The organism is Brevibacillus sp. TJ4 (assembly GCF_044627595.2).
Classification (GTDB): Bacteria; Bacillota; Bacilli; order Brevibacillales; family Brevibacillaceae; genus Brevibacillus.
In genome coordinates this window covers 4285915-4311618 of sequence record NZ_CP185865.1, presented here as the reverse complement: position 1 = coordinate 4311618, position 25704 = coordinate 4285915, and the positions used below count along the sequence as shown (strand labels likewise).

Genomic DNA, 25704 nt, shown 5'->3' with positions numbered 1-25704 from the left:
CGCCGGAGCAGCGATCTCGTGTTCCAGCGGGTCTTTTAAGAGGAGTTTCCCAGTAAAAGTCGTGGAAAAACCTTTTGAAATAACCAAATAGCTATATTATTATGTTTGAAGGAGTGTACAAAAGGAAGGAGGACATCGCATGCAGATGGATTCCCGACAGTTGGTTACAGCATTAAAGGCGCTGGCCGACCCTACCCGGCTGAAAATCGTCAGCCTGTTGCGCCACAGAAGCTGCTGCATTTGTGAGCTGGTGCCGATTTTTGAGATATCCCAGCCTGCGGTATCAAAGCACATGAGCCGTCTGAAACAGGCCGGGCTTGTGGTGGAGAGCAGGAAGGGGCAGTGGGTATTTTACGCCTTGAACGACGAGCGGCTCCGGCAAGTTCAGGAGGCGCTGGGGAATCTGCCGGACTACTCGGGAGAATTTGAAAAGCTGGCCCAACAAGGACTGCTTGTGACCTGCGAATAAAGACAGATATGTGAGGAGAGAAACCTGCTTGTTGATGTGGTTGGCATTTTTCATCTTTGTTTTGACGATTACCTTCGTCATCTGGCAGCCAAAAGGACTTGGCATTGGCTGGTCGGCCACGGGCGGGGCGATTCTCGCGCTTGTGTGCGGCGTTGTCAGCTTGGAAGACGTGGCGACAGTGACGGGAATTGTCTGGAATGCTACGTTGGCATTTGTCGGCATTATTTTCATTTCACTGATTTTGGATGAAATCGGCTTTTTTGAATGGTCTGCCTTGCACATGGCGCGATTGGCCAGAGGAGACGGGCGGCGGATGTTTGTATACGTCGTACTGTTGGGAGCTGCCGTGTCCGCCTTTTTTGCCAATGACGGAGCGGCGCTGATTCTCACGCCGATCGTGCTGGCGCAAGTGCGCGCCTTGCAGTTGCCGGAATCGATGGTTCTGCCTTTTATCATGGCGAGCGGGTTTGTCGCTGACACGACTTCCTTGCCGCTGATCGTCAGCAATCTGGTCAACATCGTCTCGGCTGATTTCTTCGGAATCGGCTTTCTGGAGTACGCCTCCCGGATGATTGTTCCCAACTTCTTTGCACTTGGAGCGAGCTTGCTCGTCTTGTACCTGTATTATCGAAAACAGATTCCCGCAAGCTACGACCTGAAGCAATTGAGACAGCCGCGCGAGGCGATCAGGGACAACCGCCTGTTTCGCCTCTCCTGGGTCATTCTCGCCGTCCTGTTGATCGGGTATTTGATGAATGAAATGGTGGGGATTCCAGTATCGGCTACGGCGGGTCTGGCTGCGATTCTCTTCCTCCTCGCTGCGCGAAACAGCCAGGCGATCACGATCAAAAGGGTAGTGAAGGAAGCACCCTGGTCGATCGTCGTCTTTTCGATCGGGATGTACGTGGTCGTGTACGGGCTGCGCAACGTCGGGTTGACCGATGCCTTGGGACAACTGATCCAGAGCTTTGCCGACCAGGGCCTGTTGGCGGCAACGGTGGGCATGGGCTTTGTCGCCGCCATTCTGTCTTCGATTATGAACAATCTGCCGACCGTAATGATCGGTGCGCTGGCGATACAAGGTACGGATACTGCCGGAGCCTTGCGTGAAGCGCTGATCTACGCCAACGTCATCGGCAGTGATCTCGGGCCGAAAATTACGCCGATCGGTTCGCTGGCGACGCTCTTGTGGCTGCATGTCCTGTCGCGAAAAGGGGTGCGGATTACGTGGGGACAATACTTCAAGACGGGTGTGGTCCTGACGCTTCCGACTCTGCTGGTCACTTTGCTCGGTCTGTATCTGTGGCTCATCATCGTCAGCTAGTCTGTGCTTATCTTTCACCAATGAGGAGGAATCGAAATGGAAAATGGCAAACGCCCGCTCGTCTACTTTCTCTGTACAGGAAACTCGTGCCGCAGCCAAATGGCAGAAGGTTTTTTGAAAGCATTGGGCAATGACTGCTTCGAGGTCAAAAGCGCGGGTCTGGAAGCTCATGGTCTGAACCCCCGGGCTGTGCAAGTCATGGGCGAAGCCGGGATCGACATTCGCAGCCAAAGTTCTGATGTAATCGATGCGGACACCTTGAACCGGGCTGATTACGTCATTACCTTGTGCGGACACGCCGACGAGCACTGCCCGGTGATCGCCAACCCGCAGGTCATCAAGCAGCATTGGGGCTTTGACGACCCGGCAAAGGCGACCGGTACGGAAGAACAAGTGATGAACAGTTTCCGGGAAGTGCGGGATGCGATCAAACAAAAAATCGAGCAGTTTGTCAGCGAGGCGGGAAGCAAACGCGCTACTTCCTGAAAACGGGACAAGGCAAAAAACGGGTTTCTCGATGGAAACCGGATCGTTTATACTGTTCATAGAAATCGGCGCGTAGCATGAGAGGGGATGGACACGAATGGATTTCGTTATGATACTATTAGTTGCCTCATATGCTTTGCTCGCTTACTTTTTGACCGTCCGCTTTATGCCGGTAAAAGGCTTGCAAACCATCAATGCCGAGCAGTTTCAGGAGAAGGCAAGCAAAAGAAGCGGGGTACTGGTGGTGGATGTCAGGGAGCCGCATGAATACAAGAACGGGCACATCCCGTCTGCCATCAATATTCCACTGTCTCAGCTAAACAGTCGGGTAAAGGAAATATCGCCCAAAAACGAAGTGCTGCTCTATTGTCGTACAGGCATCCGCAGCAAACAGGCGGGGCGTATTTTAAGAAGGCACGGCTACACCAACCTGTCCCATCTGCGAGGCGGCATTGCGGCCTGGAAGGGCAAATTGAAATCGAGATAAAACCAAAAAAGACCAGTAGTCTCCACGGAGTTTCGTCCCGCGCGAGAGATGCTGGTCTTTTTATAAAGCACTAGTGCCCGATCAGGGAGCCGATGATGGGGTAGTGAAAGGGTCGGCCTTGCAGGGAGTAGATGACTCCTTTGATCGGGTAGTAGATGCCGACAAGTGCAAAGATGATCAAGAATGGAATACCGATTAAAATATACGAAAAAATCCCGGAAATACTAATCAGAATGCCGATTCCCACGTGAAACAGCAATGCCTGCAGCGCCATGTTTTTGATTTCTCGTTCCGGCATCAGCAGCCAGACGAGCAACGGCACCAGGAACGGTGCAAAAAACGCACTGGCATGCGTGATGGCTTTCACTCCTTTATGATCCATAGAAGGTCCTCCTTACGTTGGCGAAGAAATTTGATTTTATTGTATCTCATCTAACCAATGTCCAGATACCAACATTCGCTTTATTTTTTTCTCCGCCTGGAGACGGAATTGCAAAATTTTTTAACAAGTACGAGTAATTGATTCCCGCTGAAAACAGTATTTATGATTGTCATATAAAATTTGCCCACGGATGTTCACATGAATTAACATCCTGCTTAGGAGGAAAACAACCATATGGATCTGGACTTATTAAGTGACTCCGTGAGCCAGTACGGATATCCTGCTCTCTTTTTTCTGTTGTGGCTGGGAATTGTCGGGATGCCGATCCCGGACGAGGTGATCGTGCTGTCTGCCGGTGTACTGACCTCTCTCGGAGTGCTGCGCTTTGTCCCTGCGTTTATCGCCACCTATCTGGGAGTTGTCTCCGGTCTGTCGGTAGGGTATGTGCTGGGAAGGATGCTGGGGGCGCCCGCCCTCAACTGGCTCAGCCGCAAAAAAGGGATGGACAAGCATCTGGCACGCGCCCAGCAACTGCTGGACCGCTATGGCAGCTTCGCTTTGTGCATCAGCTATTTTTTCCCGGTGGTCCGACATGTCGTCCCCTATCTGGTCGGCATCGGGAAAATGAGTTTTCGAAAATATGCGCTGTTTTCGTATACGACCGGTTTGGTCTGGAGCATCGTCTTGTTCGTTGCCGGCTATGTGCTTGGAGACAATGTAGAAGTTCTGGAAGGATTCCGCTCGGTATTCAATCAGGGAGCGGCTGTTGTCGGCATCGCGGTCGTGCTTGCCGGGACAGCGGGTGCATACGGCTACAAGGTTTGGAAAGGCAAACAGCAGGCGCGGAAGACGAGACAGGAGACCGAAGGATAGAAAAACCGAGCCATGACAGGTTTACATTCTTTGTAAAAGTGGAAATAGAATAAGGATGCAATGATTGAGAGGTTTCCCGGCATTGCTGAGAAAAAACCGCTCCACCTGGCGCAGACAGAAAGAAGGAAGAGGCTGGTGTCACCCAAAATCAAGTTTCGACTCTTTGGGCTATTTCTACTTTGTAGTCTTCTGGCTGTTCTGTACATCTATTCTTTCTTGGATGAGAGAGCGGAAAAGGCTGTAATCGCCCATTACCAAGACAGTATAAATAGTTCCTTCGCCTTGAACGCTGATGATGTAACCGACTTGTTTCTGGAACTGCAAATGGGGACGACCATCATGGCGGAAAGCTCTCCTGTGCGACATGCGGAAGCGATCCGTGACGACGCGAGGGCTCTGCACCAGCTTCTCGCTCCAATCGGTACGCTGCATCAAGTCGTGGACAATGCTCATTTGGTCTGGGACGACGGAAGCATTACATCTTACGGGGAGCAGCCCGAGTGGACGCCGAAGCAAATTCGCATCGAACCTCTGGAACTGAAAGGAGAGGACACTCTGTGGCTGGCATATGACATTGCCCCATCAGATCTTCCGTCCATCTTTATTTCGCAGCGGGTCGTAAATGAATCCGGAAAGGCGTTCGCTACGTTGTTGACGGAAATCAATCTGCCGTTGCTATCCACATTCCTCAGCCTGGGGCCAACAGAACAAAACAAGCAACAAATGCTCGCTACACCTGCCGGGAAAATCATCTATCATACAGACGAAACCCTGCTCGGAAAACAGGTGGAGCAGATTCCTGAATACCGGGAGATGATGCGGAATTTCAATCATCGCGATGCTGCGGGCATTTCCTCCTTCGTACAGGGGGACACCGAGATGATTGCGTTTCAATACGTTTCTCCGCAAAACGGGTACATCTTTTACAATTTGACGCCCGGGGCAGTTGTCAAAGCGGACCTGCTGAGTCTCAGGCTGCTGATGATTGCGATTCCTGTCATTGTTTTCAGTGTAGCGGGCTACGTATTCTTCCAGTTTGTCCGGTTCCAAAAAGGGAGGAACGGGTCTGCCGGTCGCGACGGCGAATCTTCGCAGTCTGCTGATTCTCCCCAGAATACGCTGATACCGGAAGGGCTGGAGGCTATCGTTCGCAGCTTCTATCTGGCGGTTGAGATGAAGGATCGCTATACGGCGGGTCATACAGAGCGCGTTACCCAGTATGCACTGGCTATTTACGATCAAATGGACGAGGAACAAAAGCGGCTATTGCCCCGTGATGATTTGCGTTACGCCGGGTTGCTGCACGATATTGGCAAAGTGGCGGTTCCCGATCACATTCTCTTAAAGGAAGGAAGGCTGACAGAGGCGGAATACGAGCTGATCAAGCGCCACCCGACGGTAGGAGCCGATCTGGTCGAGCAGATCGAATATCTCGCCCACGTCAGCCCGGGTGTCAGGTACCATCACGAACGCTGGGATGGCAAGGGCTATCCGGCACAGCTAAAAGAAGAAGAAATTCCGCTGATCGGCAGGATTCTTGCTGTCGCAGACACGTTTGACGCCATGACGTCAGCTCGTACGTACCGCAAGGCCTTGCCTGCACAGGTCGCTTTCGAGGAAATTTTGCGGTGTGCGGGTACCCAGTTTGATCCGAATGTGGTGGCGGTGTTCGCCATGGCCTACCAAAACGGCGCGATCACCAGGCATCAGGAGCGGGAAATCGGGTAAGGACGGGGCTTGCCCGCGCCTCCTTTCGCGCTACAGGAGACGTTTCCCTGCAATGGATGGCTTTACGCCTTGATAACCATCGCTATCTTTGGTATCCTTAATTGTGCCGTGCTAGACGGGGAGGTTGCGGTGCCCTGTAACCTGCAATCCGCAATAGCAGGGTTGAATTCCTATCATAGGTCTTCTCATGTGAGGCTGCCTTATGGCGACGGTGTTGAGGAGCGGGTCCTGTGCAACGTGAACCCATGAACCTGGTCAGGTCCGGAAGGAAGCAGCCATAAGTGGATCATCGCGTGTGCCGCAGGGTTGCCTGGTCTGAGTCGTTTCCATAAGTAACGCTCGGATGTGGAGTATCGAAGATAGGTGCACGGTACCTCATTGATTTGTAAACAAAGTGGCTGGTTTCCGCTCGTGGAAGCAGGCCGCTTTTTTTATTTGGTTTCCCTTTACTTTGTAGTATTTTGACGAGAACTAGCGAAAGATTTCCTGTACACCTGTCCAGAATCAGGGCAGGTTTTTTGCTATTTTTCACGAACTTTCATACATATTCAGGAAAACTGTGTTTCCTGTACGAATGAAGTGCATAGGTCAGGGGGGGACAAGCTGTGAGCCAACCATTTTTGCTCGGTCACGTCGGTTCGGCCGGACATGTGCAGCGGTTCGTGCATCAACTGCCTACTGCCGTTTTAGTAGCGAATCAAGCGGGTAGTATCGTGGAAGTAAACGAACAATTGCTTCGTGTAACCGGATATGCCCGTGAACATTTGCTCCGTCACCCTGTTCAGGTCATTCTGCCGTACAACGGTTCTCTGAAGCAGTTGTACGAGGAGATCTTGGAAAAGGAAACAGAATCCGACTCCCCTTTTGAGGTGACGTGGCGCGACATGCACGGTGTCGAGCGAACGACCGCCGTGATGATGCAGGTCCAGCAAGCGGAAGAGACCATGTACTACCTGATCTATCTGTTTCAATTGGGACAGGAGCGAAATGCTGGGCTGGCTGAACGCATCGTAGCCAAATTGACGCATGATACAAGCGTCGGTCTGTTTGTTCTGGATGCGGACGCTACCATCGTCGAAGCAAGCCACAGCGCTTGCAAGCTGCTCGGTGCAGATCGCCTGAACATTCTCAACAAACACGTCGACGAAGTGTTTGCCGGCATCCCCGAGCAGCATCGGCTGATCAAAAAAGAGTGGCTGGACGGCGTAAAGTTGCACAATGTCCCGATCTTCTGGAGCAACGACAGCCAGCGCTACGAGTTGATCGTCGATGCCAACTCGATACAGGATGAGTCAGGGAAGACTGTCGGGGCCTTTGTCCTGTTTAAAGACATCACGAATCTTCGTTCCTTTGAACAGAAGATCGAACGAAACGAGCGGCTCGCCATGATCGGTCAGATTGCAGCGGGCACAGCCCACGAAATTCGCAACCCGCTGACCTCGATCAAAGGGTTTTTGCAGATGTTTTTGCAGTCGTTTAGCGAAAGCGGCATGGATCGGGAAAAAACGTATACCGAGATCATGCTTACGGAAATCAACCGGATCAATTCACTCGTCAGCGAGTTTTTGCTGTTGAGCAAGCCGCGTGACGTGCAGTATTCCATCGTCGACCTTAATGTTGTCTTTGAAGAAATTCTCCCCATTGTGGAATCGCAGGCCATCCTGTATGGCATCGATGTGAAGTTTTTGTCTCGCGGCAACCTGCCGCTGGTCGTCGGTGACAATGAATTGCTGAAGCAGGTGTTTATCAATATTTGCAAAAACGGCATTGAAGCGATGGGCGAGCAGGGAACATTGCAAATCTCCCATCACATCGATCAGGACGGCGACAAGATGAGCATCGACATTCACGACACGGGTCCCGGCATCCCCTTGTACATCATCGACAAGATATTTGATCCGTTTTTTACGACAAAAGAAGAGGGGACAGGGCTGGGCCTTTCCGTTTGCCAAAAAATCATTCACGATCTGGGCGGACAAATCCGCGTCTCTTCCAAAGGGTACGGGACTACGTTTCACATCCTGCTGCCATATCTGTAGGTGTGCGTGACAGGTACGCTTGTCCCACTTCGGTGGGGCGTTTTTTTTGTGCGATTCCTAGCAATGTTGTATACTATATAGGATATGAAAGAGGACTGTGCAGATGGGGAGTGTCACACGAACATGGCTTATACCGCGCTCTATCGCGTATACCGACCACAGAGGTTCGAGGATGTCGTCGGACAGGAACATGTGACGATTACCTTGCGCAATGCGTTGCGCGAAGGCAGGCTTTCCCACGCCTATTTGTTCAATGGTCCCCGTGGTACGGGCAAAACCAGTGCCGCCAAGATCATGTCCAAGGCGGTCAACTGCGAACAGCCGCAGGATGGTGAACCGTGCAACCAGTGTGATACCTGCCGGGCCATTACAGACGGATCGGTAACCGATGTGCTGGAGATCGATGCGGCCTCCAACCGCGGTGTAGAAGAAATTCGCGACATTCGCGACAAAGTCAAATTCGCCCCGAGCGACGTCAAGTACAAGGTGTACATCATCGACGAAGTGCATATGCTGACGACGGAGGCGTTTAATGCGCTGTTGAAAACATTGGAAGAGCCTCCTGCCCACGTCATCTTTATTCTCGCCACAACAGAGCCGCACAAGCTGCCGGCGACGATCATCTCTCGTTGCCAGCGCTTTGATTTTCACCGTATTCCGCTTCAGGTGATGGTCGGGCTGCTGCAGCGAATTTGTCAGTCCCAAGGCGTCCAGGTCGAGGAACAAGCCCTCACCCTGGTGGCGAAGATGGCGGAAGGCGGAGCCCGCGATGCGCTCAGCCTGCTCGATCAGGCGATCAGCTACGGCAGCGATGTCGTCCGGGCTACCGATGTGATGCAGATTACCGGTACGATCGCCCAATCGTACTTTTCCATCCTTGCGAGTCATATTTTGCAGCAGGACGTAGCCAAGGTAATGGAGCAATTTGATCAGGTGATGGTCCAGGGCAAGGACCCGGAGCAGTTTTTACATGATTTTCTGTACTACTACCGCGATATGCTGCTCTACAAGACAGCGCCACAGTTGGAAGAAATCGTCGAGCGGACGCTGACCGACGACCAGTTCAGCCAGGTGGCAGAGCAACATTCACTGCCTGATCTGTACGCGAAAATTGAAATTTGCAACCAGGCGCTGGCCCAGTTGAAATGGTCGACCTACGCCCGCGTGCTGGTAGAGCTGACGCTGGTGAAGCTCTGTCAGTCCGGCGAACAGACAGGGGCAATGACGCAAGGCACCGCGTCTGCTCCCGCAAGGCAGGAGAGCGCGGAGCCGGCTGACCTGACCAATCGCCTCCGCTTTCTGGAAGAGCGCCTGAATCAGATCATGCAAGGGCAGGTTGCCGTACAGGCAGCTCCCAAGGCGGAGGAGCCCCGACGGACGGAGCCGAGAAGGTCGGTGCCTGCTGGTGGCGGCTCGCGTACGCCGCTGAACAAGGTCAGAGAAGTCGCCAAGGCGCGGGATGAAGCGCTGACCAGACAAGTACAGGGGGCGTGGAGCCAAATCCTCGCCGATTTGAAAAAAATCAAGATTCAATACCAGGCATGGCTGATCAACGGCAAACCGGTTGCAGCCGGGGGCGAAGCGGTGGTCGTCACCTTTGCCAGCCCCATACACTGTGACAAGACGATGGAACCCGAACTGAAAGGCGTCATCGAGCGGGTCATGCAAATGGTGCTGGGCAGACCGCTGCAGCTTCTCTCCGTAATGGAGGAAGAGTGGGAGTCTGTCGGAAATCACGCCGTCCAAGGCGAGGTCCCGGAAGCGAAGCAACAGGACCCATTCCTGGCCGAGGCCATCAAGCTGGTCGGAGAAGATCTCGTGGAAGTGAAAGACTAGACGATCGCTAAAAGGAGGAAATCCCATGAAGAACATGCAACAAATGATGAAGCAAGTGAAAAAAATGCAGGAAGAAATGCAAAAAGCCCAGGAAGGCCTGAAGGAAAAAACGGTCGAAGGCTCTGCTGGAGGCGGAGCAGTCCTCGTCACAGTAGACGGTCACAAGCAGGTAAAAGGCATCGTCATCAAGCCGGAAGTAGTAGATCCTGATGATGTAGACATGCTGCAAGACCTCGTTCTGGCCGCTGTCAATGACGCGATGCGCAAGGCAGATGAACTGATGAACCAGGAGATGGGACGCTTTACCGGAGGAATGAAGATTCCAGGTCTGTTCTAACCCAGGCAGGTTGAAGGAGTAAACAATCGATGTTCTATCCAGAACCGGTATCCAAATTGATCGAAGGATTTATGAAGCTGCCCGGCATCGGACAAAAAACGGCAGGGCGGCTTGCTTTTTATGTGCTCAACATGAAGGAAGATGACGTGCTGGATCTGGCCAAGGCGTTGGTCAACGCCAAGCGCCAGCTTCACTATTGCTCGGTCTGCAACAATATTACCGATCTGGACCCGTGCCACCTGTGCCGGGACAAAAAACGGGACGGCTCGATCATCTGCGTGGTGCAGGAGCCGAAGGATGTCGTGGCCATGGAGCGGACTCGCGAGTTTGAAGGGTATTACCACGTCCTGCACGGTGCCATTTCCCCGATGGATGGCATCGGCCCGGAAGACATCAAGATTCCCGATCTGTTGAAGCGTCTCAGCGACGAACAGGTGAAGGAAGTCATCCTGGCCACCAACCCCAACATTGAGGGGGAGGCGACCGCCATGTACATCTCCCGACTGATCAAGCCATTTGGCATCCGTGTCACCAGAATCGCCCACGGCTTGCCGGTAGGCGGAGATTTGGAGTATGCGGACGAAGTCACCTTGACCAAGGCGCTGGAGGGGCGGCGCGAGCTGTAGCCAGGGCTGATCGTCTTGTCGCAACAATCGTAATTGCTTTGGCAAAAAAGAAATGACCGCCTCTGATCTTGGCAGACGAGGCGGTCATTTTTGTTTCTGGATGTGATTCGTATTCCATCTAACGCACCAATTCCCCGATTGACTGACGTTTACCCGTAAAGGTAATGGCTCGAACGTGTTGATCGTGTTGGTTTACTGTCAGCACGATTTCATCAGCATACCGAGATAGAAATAGCAGAAACGGAGACTCCAAGAGAAGATCATGAAAAACCCAATGAACAGGAAATAAGGTGATTTCGTCGTGATAAGGGTGTGTCCACATGAGAAAATCCCACAGTCTACTGTGGTTCGATTCGGGATGGTAGGTAGTCATTGCGGTAAACTTTTTGATGTCGATTTCATACAGTTTGACGTCAATCCGTTGTTCCAATTCCATGTTCTCCCGTAAATAAAAGTCAGCCACCAAAGGGTCCAGTTTATTTGTATCGACTACAGTTTTTACAAAAAAATCCTTCGTATGCTGTTTTAACCCCTCAAGTCTAACTTCAAGTAGTTCCCCATCGACAAAAAATCCTCGTACGGGATCAAAGAGATGTGTCAGATTCGCAAAAGTATATTCTTTTAATTCTGCGTCATGGACAGGAATGTGGAAAACCACATGTTCGATAACAAGAAATGGCACGACGACCCATTGCAAGACAATATCATTGATATAATCGGGAGGATTGGGAGCGACTTGCTGTTGGAGCGGTCTTATTCTATAGCTATAGTCCTCCGGGGTACGATGCTGGCTATGGTTATCGAGGGGCATTGGTATTTCTTTAAACCAGGTCATGTCATACGCCTCCATTCCCTTCCTGCCTATGATCGGTTTTGGAGGGATTATATACCAACTATTATATAACGCAAACGCATGTGCCGCCCCCCTCAAAAAGTAGCGGGACTTTTTTTCGTGGACGAGACATAGAGATGGAGATAGGAGAGTGAGGAGATGCAGACAGGAACAGGAATCTCTCTGAAAACCCATGTGCCGAGGCGCAGGTCGACACCTTGGGCAATCTTGCTGTTTATCGGCTATTGGATCATGTTTGCTGCGGAAATGTCCCTGATTCGTTTTCAACAGGGCGCAGACGGCCGGTGGATCCCGTCGATCGCCGATCAACCTGCTGTCTGGCTCTCGCTCGTGGTGCTGCTTACGTGTGCCGTAAGCTGCGTCGTCACCGTCCGCTATCTCGTCGGCTTGTACCAAGAGCGAAGGGAACGCTCCTGGCTGTGGAAAGACGATGCGCCGAGCGCCAACGACGTCGTGCATGTCGTCGCCTGGATGCACATCTACCAGGCCGTATCGCTGTTTGTGTACGGGTTGCTTCGCGAGACACCCTTTTTTCTGGAGGGAACGGCAGGAGGGGCATTCGAGTCTGCTTCCTTCCAACTGTTTCTTTTGGTCGTGATCCCGCTTTGGTTTCGCGGGCGCGGGGAGGCAATCGGATTGCGTCGGCCGGTACGGCTGTGGCGCATGATCCTCGTGCTGCTCGTGCTGCTGGTGCTGATCGCGCAATTCCTCGATGTACTCGTCACCAAGCCGGTCGCCGACTGGTTCGGGCTGTCTCTCACATCGGAGAGAGAGCAGAAAATTGAAAATGAACTGATCCAGGCAAAAGGAAACAACCTGCTGGCGATTGCGGCGTCAATCCTGGTCATTGGCTTGCTCGTCCCGTTTGCCGAGGAGCTGTTGTTCCGCGGCGTAGTACAGACGTATCTGGTCAAACGGCTGGGGGTGATCGCAGGCATTTTGCTCAGCAGCCTGTGGTTTGCCCTGCTGCATATGGACGTTGCCTTTTTTGCGCCATTATTGGTCATCGGGATCGGGCTGGGCTGGATTCGGCATCATTTCCAGTCGATTTGGGGTGCTGTCGTCCTGCATGCCGTCAACAATCTGTCTGGCGTACTCTATTATTTTCAGTAAGGAGTGTATGGGCTGATGAGCTGGTGGGGGAAAAAGTCGCGTATCTTCGTCGAGTGGAATCAGGGAGGGCTGGATGCGTCCGTCGATCGGGCCAGGCTGGACTGGCAGCACGCCCGCTATCTGGTGGAGATCAACGAACCGGACAGCAGTATGGACGATGCCATCTACTATCTGCAACTGACGGAAAAACGCTATATGTACCTGCTCTCGCAAGTAAAACGGGAGCGCAGCCGCGAACATGACGCACGGGGGGGACGTGTATGGCAACAGAATGGGTGATTGCACTCTTGATTGCCGGAATCTTGTTGCTCATTGCCGCCAGCAAATCGGTGGCAGGGCCGATTCGCTGGGTCGGGTTTGCCGCCATGCAAATGGTGATCGGGGCAATCCTGCTGTTTTTCACCAATCTCGTCGGCGAGATGGCCAGCTTTCATATCCCGATCAACCCGATTACGGCATTGTTGGCGGGCTTTTTGCGCTTGCCCGGGCTGGCTGCGCTGGTCGTGATCAAACTATGGATCATGTGATGAAGACCGGATATGTGCCGGAAGCTACACGTTTGTCAGCAGAAATGCGATCCCGCGGTTTTCATACTTGACCTTGCAAGGATCGGACTGCCGAAAGGATGCGAGCAAGGCAACCAGTCGCGGAAAGGCCAGGATGATGGTTCCTCCGATCAGCGTCAGCCCGTATTCGAGCGGAATCCAGACGAAAACGGCTGCCGCCAGAAGCAGGCTGCCCGCCAGGACGACGGACTCGCCTTTGCGGTATACCGACAGCGATACAGGAAAGCGGTATCCGGAGCCCCACCACGGGGAGACAAGCATATCGGCAGTCGTCTGCGGAGTGAGCTTCCGTACCGTAGTATAGAGGCGAAACAGCATCAGGTGGCTGATCGCAATAAGCGGCAATACGGCAAGCGTGACCACCAGGCGGATGACCGGTGTGTAAAGAGCAATGGAAATGGCGATCAGCAAGAGTCCGATCAGCAGCAATTGAAACAGGTAGCCGACGAGGCCCCATCTGAACCGGTGCAACAGCTTGTAACTATAGATGGTCTGATTGGCTGATTCTTTCACAAAGCCACTTCCCTTACCTGATGATCTACGTCCCATTATCGCATACAGGTCATCAGCGTAAAAGGCGCGAGATGGGTAACGGCAGACAATTTTTGGGGAACGCTAACAGACAGGATGACGGATGGAGGATGAAGACATGTACGTCGCCTGTCGTAACAAGATTCATTTGGCAGCCACAGATCCCGTCCCTGAGCAGCTCGGTGCCGAACTTGCCGCTTGCGGCATCGTTGCCAGCGCATGGGAAACGGCTGAAGACAGGGAGTTGTTCCAGGGAGTCGTGCTGACCCGGCCGACTGACTTGCCAGACTGGGTAGAGATCGCAGCGTTGAAGGCCGATCGTCCCCGCCTCCTGCTCGCTTACGGAGCCGATCTTCCCCATGGCTGGGCAGATCGCCTGGCTGCTGTATGGGAAGGGAAAGGGAACTGGGAAGTGCTGCGGATGATGCTGATAGCCGGTAACGAACGCGCCTTGATCGGTGGTTCGCCCGGCAGTTTTTACGTCGAGCTGCTGCGCCGCCAGCTTGCCGAGCAAGGTGTGCAGAGTCTGGTCTGCGCTCGCCGGGAAGTGGACGAGGTGTGCCGCCAGTTGCCGCGCTATCTCACGCTCAAGGAGAAGTTTTTTGTCGAGCTGGGCGACGTGTGCGATGAACAGGGCATTTCCTTGCAGGTGGTTTCCCGGGCAATGGGGCTGGACAAGCGGGTCGGCCAGATGTGGCTGTATCCTGCGCGCGCGGAGCAAGCCCACATCAGTCGCTGGATGGACCGCGAGACTCGCCCCTTCCTGGAAAAGCCGAACGTGCAGCGGGTGGCGCTTTTTGGTCGACCGTCCTTGTGGGAACAGATGCCGACAGGCTGGCTGAAGGGCAAGGAGGTTCGCCTGTACGTCGGGCAGGACAAGCCATTTCCGAACAACCTGTCACTTGCGAACGGGATCGACTGCGCCGTTTTCTCCAGCATCGAGCAAGCGTTGGAGGATGCCGATTTGCTGGTGATTGGAGAAGCCGATGCGGTCATATCCAGCCTCAATCTGGATCGGCTCAGGCAGTGCATGAGGCGAAGCAACGTAGTAGACGCAACGGCCAGCTTTCCTCTCCGGGAGGCCAACCTGTACGTAACCTATTACCGATCATTTGGGGAAAAGACGAACATTTGGGAATGATGTTGATTATAATGGGGTATAATGGTTGGTAGATTGAGGAAAAGGGAAGGCGTTCACGACTATGGAAAAAGTTGCTCAGCGCTGTATCGTCTGTGATGAGGAACAAAAGGACGGAATCGCCATCTGTGAACAGTTTATCTGTCGGCACTGTGAGCAGGAGATGGTGAAGACCGATGTGCAGGATGAAAAGTATCCGTTCTTTATTCACCAGATGAGAAGAATCTGGTTGCAGAAAGACGCGTAGTGTCAAAAAAGGTGTCGGGACCCGCCGATGCCTTTTTTAGTCTGTGCCATTTCATGTTAAAATGAAGGAAAATCGTGAGGAAAGAAAAAGGGCGTGAAGCGTGCGTGAGGGGAAACGACAGCTATTTCGGGGAGCGGCAAAAACGAGCCCCCTTGTATGAGCGGCTAGAACAGCATGCGATGCGCCGACCACACTCGTTTCATGTTCCTGGACATAAAATGGGGCACAGCTTTGACGCTGGCGCTAGGGATCGTTATCAGGGGATTCTGGAGCTGGATATGACGGAGATTTCCGGGCTGGACGATCTGCACCAGCCGCAGGGTGTAATCGCCGAAGCGCAGGCGCTTGCGGCCGAGGCTTTTGGTGCCGAGGAGACGCGGTTTCTCATCGGCGGGAGCACGGTCGGCAACCTCGCTTTGATCATGGCGGTATGCCGCCCCGGGGAAAAGATTCTCGTACAGCGCAATTGCCATAAATCCGTGTATCACGGCATCATGCTGGCTCGAGCGAAACCGGTCTTTCTCGTCCCGGCCGTCGATTTGGCGACAGGGACAGCGGCTGGTGTGCGGCGCGAGGATGTGGAGCGGGCACTGCTCGCCCATCCTGATGCCAAAGCCGTGTTTTTGACTAATCCGACGTACTACGGAATGGGGATCGACCTGAAAAAAATGGCCGACGTCGTCCATCGCCACGGCGTTCCGTTGCTGGTCGACGAGGCACATGGGGCACACTTCGGTTTCCATCCCGCCTTTCCCCTGTCTGCGATGCAGTCAGGGGCCGATGCAGCCGTGCAGTCGACGCACAAGATGGTGTCAGCGCTGACCATGTCGTCGATGCTGCATGTGCAGGGGAAGCGCATCGACCGGGAACGGCTGTTTCGCCATTTGGCAATGCTGCAATCCTCCAGTCCTTCTTACCCGCTGATGGCTTCGCTCGATTTGGCGAGGCGCCATCTGGTCACACAAGCGCCGCAGGAGTGGGATCAGCTTTTGCCGCTGCTGGACAAGCTGCGCGAGCGCACGGCGCGTCTGTCCTGGATGAGGTGGCCGGTGCTGTCGGAAAGCAGCGTGTACGCGACGCTGGACCCGCTGAAGCTGTTTTTGCACCTGCTCACGGATGATCTGGATGGATTTGCCGTACAGCAGATGATGGAGGAACACGGCATTTTCCCGGAATTGGCCGATACCAGTCACGTTCTGCTGGCAGCCTCCGCCGGGACGAGCGCGCGCGACCTCGATGCACTGGCCCGTTTGCTGGAGTCGATCGAGCCCGGGGTGAAGTCGCGCAAAGAGCGCATCATCCAGGCTGGCACCGTATCCTCTCATTATATAAGGGAAACCGTGCTGCCGATGCACGAGGTGGTCGACCTGCCGCGGGAGACGCTGCCGCTGGAACAGGCGATGGGCCGGGTTGTCGTGGAAATGGTCGTTCCGTATCCGCCGGGTATTCCCATTCTGGTGCCGGGCGAACGAATCGATGAGCAGAGCATGTCTATGCTGCTTGAGCTTCGCGCGAGCAGCACGCGTTTTCATGGCGTACAGGATGAGCGGCTTCAGACAATCCAGGTGCTGGCGTACAAATCATAAACAGGAACTACCGACAACGGGCGTGGGAGGAGCATGTGTGTGGCAACAGGAAAACGAGGCACATTTATTACGGTAGAGGGCGGTGACGGTGCGGGCAAGTCAACGGTGCTGGCTCGCCTCTACGAAGAGCTGGTTCGTCGCGGGATGGACGTGCTGATGACGAGAGAGCCGGGCGGAATTGACATTGCCGAGCAAATACGGGAAATTATCTTGAACCCGGCGCATACCCAGATGGACGAGCGGACGGAAGCATTGCTGTATGCGGCTTCGCGTCGCCAGCATTTGGCGGAGAAAGTGCTGCCGGCACTGGAAGCGGGAAGAATCGTGCTGTGCGACCGGTTTATCGACAGCAGCCTCGCCTACCAGGGACATGCCCGCGGTCTGGGGATTGATGCGGTGTATGCGATCAACCGTTTTGCCGTAGAAGATTGCATGCCGGATGTGACGCTGCTGTTTGATGTGACGCCGGAAGTCGGGCTGGCCCGGATCAACGCGACCAAGAACAGGGAAGTGAATCGCCTCGATTTGGAGGACCTGCATTTTCACGAGCGGGTGCGAGAGGGGTATCGGCTGGCGATGGAGCGTGACCCGGAGCGTTTCGTCGTGATCGACGCAGAACAGTCGCCGAACGAGGTGTACGAGGCCGCGCTTGCAGCTCTGCTCGCAAGATTGTAAGCTGACAGTACCGCTTTGTGCAAGACATGCTGTATACTAAAGATATACTGGCAAGGCATACAAGACCGTAACCTGCCTAGAAGTTTATCATACAATGAAGCAAATGAAAAAAGACGGGAATCAAAAACGAAGGAAAGGGTGATGGCCGATGAAAATGGTAATCGCTGTTGTACAGGACAAAGATAGCAATCGCCTGTCTCAACAACTGGTGAAAAAAGGGTTTCGCGCGACAAAACTAGCCAGTACGGGAGGCTTCTTGCGGGCTGGCAACACGACTTTTTTAATCGGTACGTCTGACGAAAGTGTACCGGAAGTAATCGACATCATTTCGCATAACTGCAAGTCGCGCCAGCAAATGGTCACCCCGGTTTCTCCTCTCAGCAATGCGGTTGATTCCTTTATGCCATATCCGTTAGAAGTGCAAGTAGGCGGTGCTGCCGTCTTCGTTCTCGATGTAGAGTCGTTCCACTCGTTCTGATCCGGGTTTGTTGCTGTTTTCTCTCTCTTTTTTGGCAACGGTAGTATATACTTGATGGCATGGGGGAGAACCCCTCCCGACCGGTATCTACGGAGGTGGTTGTATGAAAATTGGCGACGGACTCAGGCCAAACATGGACTTGTTGAAAACAGCGGACCAGCGCAGAAGTTCCCAGGCGGAAAGGTTGAACTTCGGGACGTTGATTCAAGGTGAAGACGACCGTATGTCGCAAGAGCGGCTTACGCAATTGCTGACCAACATAGACAAGCAAGGCCAGATTTTGGCCCGCTCGCGTTCTATCCGTGACTTTTATCTCTACAGAAACCTCGTCAAGCAGTTTATGGAGGAGGCTGTCAAGTTCGGCATCGCGCTGGATGACAGGCGCGGCATGAACCGTCGAGGCCGCAGCCGGTTGTACAAGATCGTGAAAGAAGTGGACGGGGAACTGTTGAAGCTGACAGACGAGCTGCTCAGCGAACAGGCGCCGATGATTGATCTGTTGGCACGGATTGGCGAAATTCGCGGCATGCTGATCAATCTCTATTTCTAGCAGGAGAACATCATCATGTGGACAACATTTACCCAGCAGCCCCGCGCTTCTGAATTGCTTTCTCACAGTCTGCAAAACAATCGGCTTGCCCACGCCTACCTGTTTACGGGACCAAAGGGCGCGGGCAAAAAGCAGATGGCCCTGCATCTGGCGAAGTCCCTTTTTTGTCAGGAAAGGGAGCATGACGCTTGCGGGGCCTGTCTTGCATGTCGGCGCATCGATGCCGGCAACCATCCGGATGTGCGGCTTCTGGCTCCGGACGGCGCTTCGATCAAGATCGACCAGATTCGCGACTTGCAAAAGGAGATGGCGATGCGGGCCGTCGAGTCGCGGCATAAGGTATACATCATCGAGCACGTGGATAAAATGACGACCCAGGCTGCCAACAGCCTGCTCAAATTCCTCGAGGAACCGCCGGCTGGCGTCCTCGCGGTACTGTTGACCGAGCATAGCAATGCGATCCTGCCGACGATCTTGTCCCGCTGTCAGATCGTCCCCTTTTCTCCGCTCTCTGCAGACGAGATCGCCAAGCAGCTTCACGCTTCAGGAGTGGCTGAAGGAATGGCGCGGACCGCTTCCCACATTACGACAAATGTGGAAGAAGCACTGCTTTTGAGCCAATCAGAATCGTTTGCACAGCTAAAGAACCTAGTGATACAATTGGTGAAGGAGTGCAAACAGAGCAACTCGTCTGCGCTCTTGACCATCCACGAGATGTTGCAAAAGAGCGACAAATTAAAGGAGGAACTACCCCTCTTTTTGGATTTGCTCATCCTTTGGCTGCGCGATATCCTGTATGTGCAAGTAGGCAGGCATGCCCATCTCATCAACAGCGACCAACAGGATGTGCTGCAAGGACAAGCACTGATATGGACAAAAGCTGAGCTCTTGCGTGGGATCGACTTGGTCATGGAAACGAAGTATCGGATAGAGCGAAATGCCAATGCACAGTTGGCCCTTGAGCGGTTGGTTCTTCACATCCAGGAGGGATAACCCTTGTATGAGGTTGTTGGTGTCCGCTTTAAAAAAGCGGGCAAAATATATTACTTCGACCCGGACCGGCTGCCGATCGAACATGATTGCAACGTAATTGTGGAGACTGCACGCGGTGTCGAATACGGCAAGGTCGTGATCGGGAAGAAGCAGGTGGCGGAATCCGATGTTGTGCTTCCGCTGAAAAAAGTCATTCGCATGGCCGACGAACGCGACGCCAAGCAGGTGGAAGAGAACAAGGCGGCAGCGAAAAACGCCTTTGCCGTCTGCCAGACGAAGATCAAGGAACACCAGTTGGACATGAAGCTGGTGGATGTGGAATATACGTTTGACCGAAACAAGATCATCTTCTACTTTACGGCTGACGGGCGGGTCGATTTTCGCGAGCTGGTCAAGGACCTCGCTTCTGTCTTCCGCACCCGCATCGAGCTTCGTCAGATCGGCGTTCGCGACGAGGCGAAGATGCTCGGCGGGATCGGTCCTTGTGGGCGGCTGCTCTGCTGTTCCACGTTTCTCGGCGATTTTGAGCCAGTATCGATCAAGATGGCCAAGGATCAGAATCTGTCGTTGAACCCGGCGAAGATTTCCGGTTTGTGCGGTCGTCTGATGTGCTGCTTGAAGTACGAGAACGACAACTACGAAAGCACGCGCGACGAGCTGCCGGAAATCGGAAAACACGTCACGACTCCGATGGGAGCTGGACGAGTCGTTTCCATCAACGTACTGGATCAGTCCGTACAGGTGGAGCTGGCCGACGACAAGCGCGTTACCGTATTTGGACTTGATGAGATTGCGATCGGGCTCCCGACTTTTGAATAAAAGCGTGGGGTAGGGGAGAGGTGAGCTAGTGGACAAACGGGAAATTTTCGTCAAAATGGCAAGCATTGAAGAAAGAATCGGCGAACTCTATCAAGAGATTGGTGAACTGAAAGATGTCATTGTCGTTTTGATGGAGGAAAATGCCCAACTACTCGTTGAAAACCAGCACCTTCGAAACCGGCTAGACAAAAAGAAGACCGGCTCCTCGCCAAAACAGAAGGGTAGCACCCCTGCTGCACAGGAGAAAGCCACGAAGAAAGTAGTCGGGGAAGGGTATGATAACCTCGCCCGTCTGTATGCGGAAGGGTTTCATATTTGCAATGTTCATTTTGGCAGCTTGCGCAAAGAAGGAGATTGCCTGTTTTGTCTCTCTTTTTTGAGCGGCGGGCCACAAAAATAAAGCGGTGCGCGGCTATCAGCCGACACCAACGCAAAAAAAGCGACCTGGGCCAAGCGTCAGGTCGCTTTTTGGCAGAAGAAAAGCAAAGGAGTAGGGAAGAGACGGATGGAGCCTGTCAACCATGTGCCGCTTTACGAAGCAGAGCGGATCGATGATTTGCTGACGCATGAAATGAAAATTATCCAAAGCCACGAGGTGTTTTGCTTCTCGATGGATGCAGTGCTGCTGGCCCGGTTTGCCTCCGCGCCCAAACGGGGCCGAATCCTCGACATGTGCACGGGCAACGGAGCGATCCCGCTGATTATGACCACCCGTACGCCGGAAGCCTCCTTTGATGGCATCGAGATTCAGGAGAGGCTGTACGACATGGCGCGGCGCAATGTTCTGCTCAATCGCCTTCAGTCGCGAATCACGATGCACCACAGAGACGTGAAGGAGGCAGTCGAGCGGTTCGGCTACGGCGCCTTTGACGTGATTACCTGCAATCCGCCGTACATGCCGGCGGCAAGCGGCGAGAAAAACATCAGCGAGCATTTCGCCATTGCCCGCCATGAAATTCTGCTTTCTCTCGAGGATGTGGTGCGTGTCGGCAGCAAGCTGCTGAAAAACGGCGGGAAGCTGGCGATGGTACACCGCTCGACTCGCCTGGTGGAGATCATCTCGTTCATGCGGCAGTACGGCCTGGAGCCAAAACGGCTGCGGCTTGTCTATCCTCGCCGCGATGCGGAGCCGAACATGGTACTGATTGAAGGCATGAAAGGCGGGAAGCCGGAACTTCGCATCCAGCCGCCGCTGATTGTGTACGAAAACGGAGAGGAATACTGTGAAGAACTGCAGGAAATTTATTTCGGAAGACGCGATTCCCTCGCATAAGAGCCACTTTGTCTACATTTTGGCGTGTCGGGACGGGAGCCTCTACACCGGGTACACGACGCAGCTTCGAAAGCGGCTGGACGCGCATAATGCAGGCAAGGGAGCGAAATACACGCGTGGGCGCGGTCCGGTTGAACTTCTGTACTGGGAGGAAGGGGCGGACCGTTCCTGGGGATTGAAGCGGGAAGACGCCATCAAAAAACTCTCCCGCAAAGAAAAAGACGGATTGATAGGAGGCTGGCCCGGATGAAAGTCCAGCGCAGTTTTTCCGAGGAAGCAAGCGGCGCGCTTTATTTGGTGGCGACACCGATTGGAAATCTCGATGATATGACGGTGCGTTGCCTGGAGACGCTGCGCGCTGTCGATGTGATCGCCTGTGAAGATACGCGCCAGACGCGCAAGCTGTTGAACCATTTTCAGATCGAAAAGCGGACGGTCAGCTACCATGAGCACAACAAGGAAGCGAGCGGCAACGGTCTGCTGCAGTGGCTGGCGGAAGGAAAGAAGATCGCGCTGGTCAGCGATGCGGGGCTGCCGGCCATTTCCGATCCGGGGGCAGATCTCGTTCGCGACGCCGCAGCGGCCGGTTATCCCGTCATCCCGGTTCCGGGCGCCAATGCCGGCTTGACCGCTTTGATCGCTTCGGGACTGCCGACGGACCGCTTTGTGTTTTGCGGCTTTCTCAGTAGGGAAAACAAGGAACGGCGTGAAGAGCTGGAGCGCCTGAGACGGTATCCCGAGACGCTGATTTTCTACGAGGCTCCGCATCGCATCAGCAAGACACTGGCAGCGATGCAGGAAGTGTGGGGCAACCGCAGGGCTGTCCTCGCCAGGGAGCTGACCAAGCGGTACGAGGAATTTGCTCGCGGAACACTCGACGAGCTGATCGCCTGGCTCAAGGAGACAGAGGCGCGCGGCGAATACTGCCTGATTGTCGAGGGCAGCACGGGCGAGCAGGAGGCGGCGGATGCTGCCGTATGGTGGGAGGGACGCACCGTACCCGACCATGTGGACGCATACATCGAGCAGGGGCTGAGCAAAAAAGAGGCGATCAAGCAGGTCGCTGACGATCGCAGCGTGTCCAAGCGCGATATTTACAACGAGTACCATCGGGAAAAAGAAGGTCTGGAAGAATCATAATAATAATGAAGGAAGCTGGCCCGCGGGTCGGCTTTTTTGTTTATAAAAAAACCTTCTCCCCGCACGGAAAACGGAAAGAAGGTTGGTAACGACAATTGGCAAGAATATGAAAATTATCGTTTTACTGGCATTTCGTTCAAGCATTCCTGGCAGACAATTTTCCCTTTGAAATGGGAAACTTTGTCTGCGTTCCCACAGAAGATACATGCAGGCTCGTACTTTTTCAAAATGATGCGCTCTCCATCTACGTAAATTTCCAGAGCGTCCTTTTCGGCAATTCCCAATGTACGGCGCAATTCAATCGGAATCACGACGCGTCCCAGCTCGTCTACTTTGCGTACAATACCTGTTGATTTCATCATGATTTGATCTCCTCTCAATATCTAACGATCTCGATGGTATGGCTTGATCCAATCATTTATCGTCATTATTCGACATTTTCTATTTGCGAATATCATACCAGCGATTCCCAAAGGTGTCAACATATTTTGTAAAATCTTTGAAAACAAAGGTGCTACAGGAGTCAAAAAACATTGATATATCAGCTTTTTTAAAAGTGCATTGTAAAAATAGTGGTTCTTAATAGGAAAAAGGTGCTGGGAAATTCAAGGGATAATAGAGTCAGATTATGTCGAAAAAAGGTTCGGTTGTTCGACAAATTCACCTTATTATCACTAATTTTCCATATTGTGTATTCGACACAGCCGTTTCCAGCCCCTTTTCCAGAGGCGCAAAAGAACACGGAGGGAGAGGTTTACAAAACGGGTCGCTCGTGTAAAATAGAGGGTAAATGCGAATTGGATAGCATCTGACGTTGAAGGGAAGAGTAGGCGACACTCCTTATTTCCAGAGAGCCGGGGTAGCTGCAAACCGGTATAAGTCGAGCTAGCTGAAGATGGCCCCTGAGTCTCGCAGATGAAGGAACGGATCGTGAGGATTGTTCTGTGTAGTTTGCGACGTTTGCCCGCGTTACGGGCGGAGTCAATCCTGACTCCTCAAGTCCGTTTTTCTGTGAAGAGACGGAGCATTTGGGTGGTACCGCGAGACAAGCTCGTCCCAATACGGGGGCGGGCTTTTCCTATTTTACACACGTACAATGGAGGGTTGTTTTTGCGATGAAGCCTACGTATTACATTACCACACCGATCTATTACCCCAGCAACAAACTGCACATCGGCAATGCCTACACGACGATTGCCTGTGATGCCCTGGCACGGTACAAGCGGCTACGCGGCTACGACGTATACTACCTGACAGGTACAGACGAGCATGGGCAGAAGCTCCAGGAACGGGCCGCCGAGGATGGCAAGCAGCCGCTGGAATTTATCGATCCGATTGTCGGCTGGATTCGCGACTTGTGGGACAAACTGGACATTTCCTACGACGACTTTATCCGTACGACCCAGCCTCGCCACAAGGAAGTCGTGGAAAAAATCTTCCAGAAGCTGCTGGACCAGGGCGATATTTACCTCGGTGAATACGAAGGCTACTACTGTGTGCCGGACGAGGCGTTCTGGACCGAGACGCAGTGCAAGACAGACAAGGGATATTTCTGCCCGGACTGTGGCCGTGAAGTGAAAAAGGTCAAGGAGCAAAACTACTTTTTCCGCATGTCCAAGTACCAGGATCGCCTGCTCAAGTACATTGAGGAGCATCCGGAGTTTATTCAGCCGGAGAGCCGTCGCAACGAGATGATCAACAACTTCCTGAAGCCCGGCCTGCAAGATTTGTCCGTGTCGCGCAGCACGTTTGACTGGGGGATCAAGGTCCCAAGCGATCCCAAGCATGTGATCTACGTCTGGATAGACGCCTTGACCAACTACATTTCTGCGCTTGGCTACCTCTCCGAGGACGACAGCAAATACCGCCGCTACTGGCCGGCTGATGTCCACATGGTCGGGAAGGACATTTTGCGCTTCCATACGATCTACTGGCCGATTTTGCTGATGGCGCTGGATGTTCCGCTGCCAAAGCAGGTGTTCGGTCACGGCTGGCTGCTGATGCCGGATGGAAAAATGTCCAAGTCAAAAGGAAACGTCATCGATCCAAAGCTGTTGATCGACCGCTACGGTTCCGACAGCGTCCGTTATTTCCTGCTGCGTGAAATCAACTTCGGGCAGGACGGCGTGTTTACGCCGGAGTCCTTTATCCAGCGGCTCAACTACGACCTCGCCAACGACATCGGCAACCTGCTCAGCCGTACTGCGACGATGATCGAAAAATACTTCGACGGCGTCGTCCCCGCTCCGCAAGACGCAGGCGAGCCAGACGATGAGCTGATCAATCTCGCAGTGAAGACAAAAGGCCTGGTCGAAGGGCACATGGAAGAAATGCGCTTTAGCAACGCGCTGGCTCACATCTGGGAGCTGGTCGGCAGAACCAACAAGTACATCGACGAGACGATGCCGTGGAACCTGGCGAAGTCAGAAGAGACCAAAGGCCGCCTGGCTACGGTGATGTACAATCTGGCAGAGAGCATCCGCATCAGCTCGGTCCTGATCCAGCCGTTTATGACCAAGGCTCCGGCGAAAATCTGGGATCAACTGGGCATTTTGGATCGTGCCGAAGCGACCTCCTGGGAATCGGCAGGGGTATGGGGCGGCTTGCCAGCAGGCAGCAAGGTCAGCCGCAAAGAATTGCTCTTCCCGCGTCTGGACGTGCAGGCAGAGCTGGCATTTATCGACGAATCGACGGCAGAAGCGCGTCGTCAGGCAGAAGAAAACAAGAAAAAGCAAGAGGCATTGCAAGGAGGTTCCAAGGTGAGTGAGGCAGGGGCAAATGAACAAGCGACGGAAAACAAGGAAATCGGCATCGATGATTTCGCCAAGGTAGAGCTGCGCGTGGCTCAGGTCGTCGAGTGCGCGAAGCACCCGAACGCGGACAAGCTGCTGGTGCTGCAGCTCGATCTCGGTTACGAGAAACGCCAGGTTGTATCCGGTATCGCCAAGTATTACAGCCCGGAAGAAATGGTCGGGAAAAAGGTGATTCTGGTAGCCAATCTGAAGCCGGTCAAACTGCGCGGCGAGCTTTCCCAAGGAATGATTCTCGCGGCATCGGAAGGGGATCAGTTGACCCTGGCGACAGTGGACCCCAGCATGCCAAACGGCGCAATCGTGAAGTAACCAGGCAGAGCAAGGCAGGAAAGGAAGGACCAC

General features: G+C 53.6%; 30 protein-coding genes, 1 other RNA gene and 1 other annotated feature. Of the genes, 27 read left to right on the top strand and 4 right to left on the bottom strand.

Annotation, left to right across the window (positions count from 1 at the left end; translation table 11 throughout):
• Window positions 1-145 precede the first annotated feature (145 nt).
• The 4 genes from ACAF76_RS21345 to ACAF76_RS21330 all read left to right on the top strand — a co-directional run bounded on the left by ACAF76_RS21345 (window position 146) and on the right by ACAF76_RS21330 (window position 2766).
• Window positions 146-469 (top strand): ArsR/SmtB family transcription factor, encoded by a 324-nt coding sequence (locus ACAF76_RS21345; protein ID WP_400161798.1) that lies wholly within the window; start codon window positions 146-148, stop codon window positions 467-469.
• A gap of 34 nt (window positions 470-503) precedes the next feature.
• Window positions 504-1793, top strand: coding sequence for an arsenic transporter (locus ACAF76_RS21340; protein ID WP_400161797.1), 1290 nt, complete (start codon window positions 504-506; stop codon window positions 1791-1793).
• 36 nt (window positions 1794-1829) lie between these two features.
• Complete coding sequence (gene arsC / locus ACAF76_RS21335; RefSeq protein ID WP_400161786.1) at window positions 1830-2279, top strand: arsenate reductase (thioredoxin); 450 nt, start codon at window positions 1830-1832, stop codon at window positions 2277-2279.
• Between the two features lie 97 nt (window positions 2280-2376).
• Window positions 2377-2766: a rhodanese-like domain-containing protein gene (locus tag ACAF76_RS21330; protein ID WP_400161785.1), complete on the top strand. Its 390-nt coding sequence runs from the start codon at window positions 2377-2379 to the stop codon at window positions 2764-2766.
• Window positions 2767-2836: 70 nt separating this feature from the next.
• Here the strand turns inward: ACAF76_RS21330 and ACAF76_RS21325 are convergent, their stop codons facing one another.
• The gene (locus ACAF76_RS21325; RefSeq protein ID WP_400161784.1) at window positions 2837-3148 is read right to left on the bottom strand and encodes a DUF4870 domain-containing protein; all 312 of its coding nucleotides are present in this window, start codon (window positions 3146-3148) and stop codon (window positions 2837-2839) included.
• A gap of 234 nt (window positions 3149-3382) precedes the next feature.
• Here ACAF76_RS21325 and ACAF76_RS21320 point away from each other — a divergent pair, with 234 nt between their 5' ends.
• From ACAF76_RS21320 to recR, 7 genes are all read left to right on the top strand, one after another.
• Complete coding sequence (locus tag ACAF76_RS21320) at window positions 3383-4021, top strand: DedA family protein (protein WP_400161783.1); 639 nt, start codon at window positions 3383-3385, stop codon at window positions 4019-4021.
• 306 nt (window positions 4022-4327) lie between these two features.
• Window positions 4328-5749 (top strand): HD-GYP domain-containing protein, encoded by a 1422-nt coding sequence (locus ACAF76_RS21315; RefSeq protein ID WP_400161782.1) that lies wholly within the window; start codon window positions 4328-4330, stop codon window positions 5747-5749.
• Window positions 5750-5855: 106 nt separating this feature from the next.
• An RNA gene (gene ffs, locus ACAF76_RS21310) (signal recognition particle sRNA large type) lies at window positions 5856-6120 on the top strand.
• 234 nt (window positions 6121-6354) lie between these two features.
• Window positions 6355-7788, top strand: a complete 1434-nt coding sequence (locus ACAF76_RS21305; RefSeq protein ID WP_400161781.1) for an ATP-binding protein — start codon at window positions 6355-6357, stop codon at window positions 7786-7788.
• A 123-nt stretch (window positions 7789-7911) separates the two neighbouring features.
• Complete coding sequence (dnaX, locus tag ACAF76_RS21300) at window positions 7912-9624, top strand: DNA polymerase III subunit gamma/tau (protein WP_400161780.1); 1713 nt, start codon at window positions 7912-7914, stop codon at window positions 9622-9624.
• A 25-nt stretch (window positions 9625-9649) separates the two neighbouring features.
• Window positions 9650-9961 carry a YbaB/EbfC family nucleoid-associated protein gene (locus tag ACAF76_RS21295; protein WP_400161779.1) on the top strand — a complete coding sequence of 104 codons (312 nt, stop codon included), beginning with the start codon at window positions 9650-9652 and terminating at the stop codon, window positions 9959-9961.
• Between the two features lie 29 nt (window positions 9962-9990).
• Window positions 9991-10587: a recombination mediator RecR gene (gene recR / locus ACAF76_RS21290; protein ID WP_400161778.1), complete on the top strand. Its 597-nt coding sequence runs from the start codon at window positions 9991-9993 to the stop codon at window positions 10585-10587.
• Window positions 10588-10705: 118 nt separating this feature from the next.
• On the opposite strand, the gene ACAF76_RS21285 is transcribed toward recR, so the two are convergent.
• Window positions 10706-11422, bottom strand: coding sequence for a hypothetical protein (locus ACAF76_RS21285; protein WP_400161777.1), 717 nt, complete (start codon window positions 11420-11422; stop codon window positions 10706-10708).
• Between the two features lie 156 nt (window positions 11423-11578).
• Here ACAF76_RS21285 and ACAF76_RS21280 point away from each other — a divergent pair, with 156 nt between their 5' ends.
• The 3 genes from ACAF76_RS21280 to ACAF76_RS21270 are packed head-to-tail and all read left to right on the top strand — an operon-like array spanning window position 11579 to window position 13080.
• On the top strand, window positions 11579-12553 hold the full coding sequence (locus ACAF76_RS21280) for a lysostaphin resistance A-like protein (RefSeq protein ID WP_400161776.1): 975 nt from the start codon (window positions 11579-11581) through the stop codon (window positions 12551-12553).
• A gap of 15 nt (window positions 12554-12568) precedes the next feature.
• Window positions 12569-12832 carry a DUF2508 family protein gene (locus ACAF76_RS21275; RefSeq protein ID WP_400161775.1) on the top strand — a complete coding sequence of 88 codons (264 nt, stop codon included), beginning with the start codon at window positions 12569-12571 and terminating at the stop codon, window positions 12830-12832.
• Complete coding sequence (locus ACAF76_RS21270; RefSeq protein WP_400161774.1) at window positions 12814-13080, top strand: pro-sigmaK processing inhibitor BofA family protein; 267 nt, start codon at window positions 12814-12816, stop codon at window positions 13078-13080. Before ACAF76_RS21275 ends, ACAF76_RS21270 begins: the two co-directional genes overlap by 19 nt.
• A 24-nt stretch (window positions 13081-13104) precedes the next feature.
• Here ACAF76_RS21270 and ACAF76_RS21265 read toward each other — a convergent pair whose 3' ends face one another.
• Complete coding sequence (locus ACAF76_RS21265; protein WP_400161773.1) at window positions 13105-13632, bottom strand: hypothetical protein; 528 nt, start codon at window positions 13630-13632, stop codon at window positions 13105-13107.
• 121 nt (window positions 13633-13753) lie between these two features.
• Here ACAF76_RS21265 and ACAF76_RS21260 point away from each other — a divergent pair, with 121 nt between their 5' ends.
• From ACAF76_RS21260 to rsmI, 12 genes are all read left to right on the top strand, one after another.
• Entirely contained in the window at window positions 13754-14791 is a 1038-nt protein-coding gene (locus tag ACAF76_RS21260; RefSeq protein ID WP_400161772.1) for a hypothetical protein, read from the top strand.
• A 61-nt stretch (window positions 14792-14852) separates the two neighbouring features.
• A complete protein-coding gene (locus ACAF76_RS21255) occupies window positions 14853-15035 on the top strand; it encodes a sigma factor G inhibitor Gin (protein WP_400161771.1) in 183 nt (60 codons plus the stop codon).
• Between the two features lie 71 nt (window positions 15036-15106).
• Entirely contained in the window at window positions 15107-16621 is a 1515-nt protein-coding gene (locus ACAF76_RS21250; RefSeq protein WP_400161796.1) for an aminotransferase class I/II-fold pyridoxal phosphate-dependent enzyme, read from the top strand.
• A 33-nt stretch (window positions 16622-16654) separates the two neighbouring features.
• Window positions 16655-17296, top strand: a complete 642-nt coding sequence (tmk, locus tag ACAF76_RS21245) for a dTMP kinase (RefSeq protein ID WP_400161770.1) — start codon at window positions 16655-16657, stop codon at window positions 17294-17296.
• Window positions 17297-17444: 148 nt separating this feature from the next.
• The gene (locus ACAF76_RS21240) at window positions 17445-17774 is read left to right on the top strand and encodes a cyclic-di-AMP receptor (RefSeq protein WP_400161769.1); all 330 of its coding nucleotides are present in this window, start codon (window positions 17445-17447) and stop codon (window positions 17772-17774) included.
• Between the two features lie 103 nt (window positions 17775-17877).
• Window positions 17878-18324, top strand: a complete 447-nt coding sequence (locus tag ACAF76_RS21235) for a YaaR family protein (RefSeq protein ID WP_400161768.1) — start codon at window positions 17878-17880, stop codon at window positions 18322-18324.
• Window positions 18325-18336: 12 nt separating this feature from the next.
• Window positions 18337-19317 (top strand): DNA polymerase III subunit delta', encoded by a 981-nt coding sequence (holB, locus tag ACAF76_RS21230; protein ID WP_400161795.1) that lies wholly within the window; start codon window positions 18337-18339, stop codon window positions 19315-19317.
• 3 nt (window positions 19318-19320) lie between these two features.
• Window positions 19321-20136 carry a stage 0 sporulation family protein gene (locus tag ACAF76_RS21225; RefSeq protein WP_400161767.1) on the top strand — a complete coding sequence of 272 codons (816 nt, stop codon included), beginning with the start codon at window positions 19321-19323 and terminating at the stop codon, window positions 20134-20136.
• 28 nt (window positions 20137-20164) lie between these two features.
• Window positions 20165-20536: a DNA replication initiation control protein YabA gene (gene yabA, locus ACAF76_RS21220; RefSeq protein WP_400161766.1), complete on the top strand. Its 372-nt coding sequence runs from the start codon at window positions 20165-20167 to the stop codon at window positions 20534-20536.
• A 105-nt stretch (window positions 20537-20641) separates the two neighbouring features.
• A complete protein-coding gene (locus ACAF76_RS21215; protein ID WP_400161765.1) occupies window positions 20642-21409 on the top strand; it encodes a tRNA1(Val) (adenine(37)-N6)-methyltransferase in 768 nt (255 codons plus the stop codon).
• Window positions 21360-21659 (top strand): GIY-YIG nuclease family protein, encoded by a 300-nt coding sequence (locus ACAF76_RS21210; protein WP_400161764.1) that lies wholly within the window; start codon window positions 21360-21362, stop codon window positions 21657-21659. The genes ACAF76_RS21215 and ACAF76_RS21210 overlap by 50 nt, the downstream gene beginning before the upstream one ends.
• Window positions 21656-22549, top strand: coding sequence for a 16S rRNA (cytidine(1402)-2'-O)-methyltransferase (gene rsmI, locus ACAF76_RS21205; RefSeq protein ID WP_400161763.1), 894 nt, complete (start codon window positions 21656-21658; stop codon window positions 22547-22549). Before ACAF76_RS21210 ends, rsmI begins: the two co-directional genes overlap by 4 nt.
• Before the next feature lie 113 nt (window positions 22550-22662).
• Here rsmI and ACAF76_RS21200 read toward each other — a convergent pair whose 3' ends face one another.
• The gene (locus ACAF76_RS21200; RefSeq protein ID WP_400161762.1) at window positions 22663-22911 is read right to left on the bottom strand and encodes an AbrB/MazE/SpoVT family DNA-binding domain-containing protein; all 249 of its coding nucleotides are present in this window, start codon (window positions 22909-22911) and stop codon (window positions 22663-22665) included.
• Between the two features lie 443 nt (window positions 22912-23354).
• Window positions 23355-23611: a binding site (T-box leader), on the top strand.
• Between the two features lie 53 nt (window positions 23612-23664).
• Between ACAF76_RS21200 and metG the strand changes: the two genes are divergently transcribed.
• On the top strand, window positions 23665-25671 hold the full coding sequence (metG, locus tag ACAF76_RS21195) for a methionine--tRNA ligase (RefSeq protein ID WP_400161761.1): 2007 nt from the start codon (window positions 23665-23667) through the stop codon (window positions 25669-25671).
• Window positions 25672-25704 lie beyond the last annotated feature (33 nt).

What these genes read in the sequence shown, in the direction of transcription:
- ACAF76_RS21280 (WP_400161776.1), top strand. Translation starts at nt 11,579, where the DNA reads ATGCAGACAGGAACAGGAATCTCTCTGAAAACCCATGTGCCGAGGCGC.
- recR (WP_400161778.1), top strand. Translation starts at nt 9,991, where the DNA reads ATGTTCTATCCAGAACCGGTATCCAAATTGATCGAAGGATTTATGAAG.
- ACAF76_RS21320 (WP_400161783.1), top strand. Translation starts at nt 3,383, where the DNA reads ATGGATCTGGACTTATTAAGTGACTCCGTGAGCCAGTACGGATATCCT.
- ACAF76_RS21285 (WP_400161777.1), bottom strand. Translation starts at nt 11,422, where the DNA reads ATGACCTGGTTTAAAGAAATACCAATGCCCCTCGATAACCATAGCCAG.
- ACAF76_RS21240 (WP_400161769.1), top strand. Translation starts at nt 17,445, where the DNA reads ATGAAAATGGTAATCGCTGTTGTACAGGACAAAGATAGCAATCGCCTG.
- ACAF76_RS21235 (WP_400161768.1), top strand. Translation starts at nt 17,878, where the DNA reads ATGAAAATTGGCGACGGACTCAGGCCAAACATGGACTTGTTGAAAACA.
- ACAF76_RS21345 (WP_400161798.1), top strand. Translation starts at nt 146, where the DNA reads ATGGATTCCCGACAGTTGGTTACAGCATTAAAGGCGCTGGCCGACCCT.
- ACAF76_RS21215 (WP_400161765.1), top strand. Translation starts at nt 20,642, where the DNA reads ATGGAGCCTGTCAACCATGTGCCGCTTTACGAAGCAGAGCGGATCGAT.
- metG (WP_400161761.1), top strand. Translation starts at nt 23,665, where the DNA reads ATGAAGCCTACGTATTACATTACCACACCGATCTATTACCCCAGCAAC.
- ACAF76_RS21270 (WP_400161774.1), top strand. Translation starts at nt 12,814, where the DNA reads ATGGCAACAGAATGGGTGATTGCACTCTTGATTGCCGGAATCTTGTTG.
- dnaX (WP_400161780.1), top strand. Translation starts at nt 7,912, where the DNA reads ATGGCTTATACCGCGCTCTATCGCGTATACCGACCACAGAGGTTCGAG.
- ACAF76_RS21325 (WP_400161784.1), bottom strand. Translation starts at nt 3,148, where the DNA reads ATGGATCATAAAGGAGTGAAAGCCATCACGCATGCCAGTGCGTTTTTT.
- ACAF76_RS21200 (WP_400161762.1), bottom strand. Translation starts at nt 22,911, where the DNA reads ATGATGAAATCAACAGGTATTGTACGCAAAGTAGACGAGCTGGGACGC.
- ACAF76_RS21275 (WP_400161775.1), top strand. Translation starts at nt 12,569, where the DNA reads ATGAGCTGGTGGGGGAAAAAGTCGCGTATCTTCGTCGAGTGGAATCAG.
- tmk (WP_400161770.1), top strand. Translation starts at nt 16,655, where the DNA reads ATGTGTGTGGCAACAGGAAAACGAGGCACATTTATTACGGTAGAGGGC.
- ACAF76_RS21330 (WP_400161785.1), top strand. Translation starts at nt 2,377, where the DNA reads ATGGATTTCGTTATGATACTATTAGTTGCCTCATATGCTTTGCTCGCT.
- ACAF76_RS21340 (WP_400161797.1), top strand. Translation starts at nt 504, where the DNA reads ATGTGGTTGGCATTTTTCATCTTTGTTTTGACGATTACCTTCGTCATC.
- ACAF76_RS21295 (WP_400161779.1), top strand. Translation starts at nt 9,650, where the DNA reads ATGAAGAACATGCAACAAATGATGAAGCAAGTGAAAAAAATGCAGGAA.
- ACAF76_RS21260 (WP_400161772.1), top strand. Translation starts at nt 13,754, where the DNA reads ATGGAGGATGAAGACATGTACGTCGCCTGTCGTAACAAGATTCATTTG.
- arsC (WP_400161786.1), top strand. Translation starts at nt 1,830, where the DNA reads ATGGAAAATGGCAAACGCCCGCTCGTCTACTTTCTCTGTACAGGAAAC.
- ACAF76_RS21255 (WP_400161771.1), top strand. Translation starts at nt 14,853, where the DNA reads ATGGAAAAAGTTGCTCAGCGCTGTATCGTCTGTGATGAGGAACAAAAG.
- rsmI (WP_400161763.1), top strand. Translation starts at nt 21,656, where the DNA reads ATGAAAGTCCAGCGCAGTTTTTCCGAGGAAGCAAGCGGCGCGCTTTAT.